At 73.9% G+C, this 2,786-nt stretch carries 2 protein-coding genes and 1 pseudogene; 2 read left to right on the top strand and 1 reads right to left on the bottom strand.

Features of this window, described 5'->3' with window-relative positions; translation table 11 throughout:
* Positions 1–279, top strand: a pseudogene (locus tag V8688_RS31750) (hypothetical protein); the annotation flags it as partial.
* On the top strand, positions 276–980 hold the full coding sequence (locus tag V8688_RS31745) for an ESX secretion-associated protein EspG (protein ID WP_342802359.1): 705 nt from the start codon (positions 276–278) through the stop codon (positions 978–980). The pseudogene V8688_RS31750 and the gene V8688_RS31745, both read left to right, overlap by 4 nt.
* 49 nt (positions 981–1,029) lie before the next feature.
* On the opposite strand, the gene V8688_RS31740 is transcribed toward V8688_RS31745, so the two are convergent.
* Positions 1,030–2,786: DEAD/DEAH box helicase (locus V8688_RS31740; protein WP_342802358.1), on the bottom strand; the 1,757-nt coding region annotated here is incomplete at its 5' end.

Below are 2,786 nucleotides of genomic sequence, written 5' to 3'. Positions count from 1 at the left end.
GCCGTCGCGGCGAGTGGCGACGCGACGGCGGGCATGACCGCCGGCGCCATCGGCGGCCTGCTGGGCGGGGCCATGGTGGCCTCCGACACGACCCGGCCGCCCGCGGGCCCGCGCCCGCCGGTCACGCCGGACGACGACGAGGAAGACGACGACGAGTTCCTGCGGTTCCTCGACGAGGAGCCGACCTACCTGGAACCCGCCGACGAAGTGAACGCCCTGATCGGCAAGATGGAGCCGACCAGTCCCGCCGTGCTCGGTGAGTGGACCGAGCGGGGGTGAACTGGCACCTCACGCCGGACCAGTTCGCGCTGGCCTGGGCGCGCACCGACGGCGACCGGATCCCGTATCCGCTCGCCGTGCGCGCCTCGGCCAGGGACACCGCCGAACGCGCCGCCGCCCAGCCCGCGCTGGACGCCTGGTGCGCCTCGACCCTCGACGCCGACCTGTCGGCGGCACTGCGGGTGCTGGCCGAGCCGGAGATCCGGGTCGAGGTGTGCGGACGGGTGAGCGCGCCGGTCCGGATGCTCGGCGCCGTCACCAACGACGTGGCCGTGCTGGCCGTGCAGGAACCGGGCCACACCGAGGACCGGGGCGGCTCGATACACGTCCAGGTCGGCAGCACACGGCGTTTCGCCGCCCAGGTGTTCGCGCGGATGCCCGTCGGCAAGACCGGCACCGGCCCGCCGCTGTCGGCGCTCACCGCCCGCGTCGTCGAGGACAGTCGCGACCTGGTCACCGCGCCCGTGGCCGGACCGTCCGACGCGGCCCGCGTCCGGCGCCTGCTGCAACGGCCCCGTGCGGGCATCGGGCAGATCCTGGTGGCCGCCGGCGACGAAGTCACCCCGGCGGGCGTGCTGTCCTGGATCGATGTCACCGGCGACGGCCGCTACCTGGTGCACACCGCCCATCGCGTCGACATCGCCCCCGCCACACCGGAACTCGCCGCCGACTGGCTGCGCCGGCTTCTGCGCAGCGCCTAGAGGGACGGCCCGCGCGGGTCCGGCCGATCCGCCACCGCCGCGCGGCAGATCAGTCCAGCCGGAGGAATTCGGCGAGGGCCGTCAGCTCCTCCGGGGTGTCCGGGAGGTACTCGGTGAGCAGTGGCGAGCGGATGACGATCGCCTTCCACATGGCGCGGCACAGCGTCGCGTGGATCACGGTGCGCGACAGCAGCGCTCGCATGCCGAACGGGGCATCGGCGGGTGTCGAGGTGGTCATCGAGAGCAGGACGACGGCGGCTTCCCGGCCACGGAACCGGTCCGGTGTGCCGACCAGCACGTCCTCGATCTTGGCGCGCGCCAACAGGGTTCGGATGCGGGCCACCTGCGCGGCGTAGGGCGCGACGACGAACACGTCGTGCGGGTGCAGCTTGCGGGCCCGCCCACCCGAGGTCCAGGTCTCGCCGAGCAGGGCGCGCACACGGCGCACCACCTCGCGGGCCTCGGCGTCGGATTCGGTGGCACTGCCGCGATGTTCGACGAGCACGGTGCTCACGCCCGGCGCGATCCCGGCCAGATCGCGGGCCAGGGTGATGGTCTCACTGGCCCGCAGCCTGCCGTCGTAGCAGCTCGCCGACACCGGCTCACAGACCGCGGGGTGCATCCGCCAGGTGCGGTCGAGGAAGTAGCCGCGCTCGGCGGGCAGGGTGGCCGCGCCCTCGCACAGCCAATCCAGCGCCGAGACCTGCACCGGTTCGGGATGGGCGGCCTGGGCCCGCGCGGGCACCGGGTCACCGATCAGCAGCAGATTGCGCGCGCTCACCGCGACGGCGACGGTGTCGGCCAGCGAGCTGGCGCCCGCGTCGGCGATCACCAGCAGGTCCAGCGCGCCGGGCGCGATCAGCGTCTCGTCGACGAAATCGGCGGTGGTGCCCCCGATCACGCAGCCGTTGACGGCGTTGTCGAGGAAGCGCGGATACCGCTCGGCGTCGATCGCCGACCATTCCGGACCGACCGAGGCGACGTCCTTCTTGGCCACCAGCTCGGGCAGCAACCCGGCCTCCACGACGGCGTCGAAGATCCGCTCGATCACCGCGTGCGACTGCGCGACGACGCCGATCCGCCACTTGTGCCGGGTGACGAGCCGTTCGATCGCGCGGCCCGTGGTGCCGGTCTTGCCGGTGCCTGGCGGGCCGTGCACGGCCAGGTAGGAGGCGTCCAGCGCGCCGACCGCGTTCGCCAGGGCCGCGGCGATGTCGCCGTGGACCTGGGGCAGGTCCAGCCCGTCGCGCAGGCGGGGCGCGCGGCGCAGCAGCAGGTCGTAGACGGCGTTCTCGGGCACCTCGGGCAGGGTCACCAGCAGGTCCTGCGCGATGAACTCCAGTGCCGCCTCGATTTCGGCTTCGCCGTCGGGCGGGCCGGGGGCGATGGCGGCGGGCAGGTCGTCGTAGGGCGGGCAGCCCGCGGGCAGCAATTCCTCGAGGCGGACGGTGTCGTCGAAGTTGGGGTCTACGGCGCAGCCGAGCACGGTCGCCGTGGCGGTGGCGCGGCGGCCGAGGGTCTGGGTCATCCCGGCCGCGGCGGCGCCGTCGTAGATGGTGACCATCTGGGTGCCCGGCGTGAGCGTCGCGCCGGTGCCGAGTCTGCCGGTGAGCGTCAGGTAGCGGCGCATCGTCGGAAGTTGCGGTGTGCGATGCCATTTGGTGTCGACGGTGCCCCACTCCGCGACGAGCACGCCCGGCGCGTCGGCCCATTCGCCGACGGGGTGGCCGAGCCGGTCGATGTGGGCCCACCAGCGCGGCTGCCGTTCGCGACGGTGGTAGCCGAGGATCGCGGCGGTCAGCGCCG

The organism is Nocardia sp. No.11, from assembly GCF_038752175.1.
In the GTDB taxonomy this organism is placed as follows: domain Bacteria; phylum Actinomycetota; class Actinomycetes; order Mycobacteriales; family Mycobacteriaceae; genus Nocardia; species Nocardia canadensis.
The sequence above is the reverse complement of the archived record's forward strand: the minus strand, read 5'-3'. Positions and strand labels throughout refer to the sequence as shown.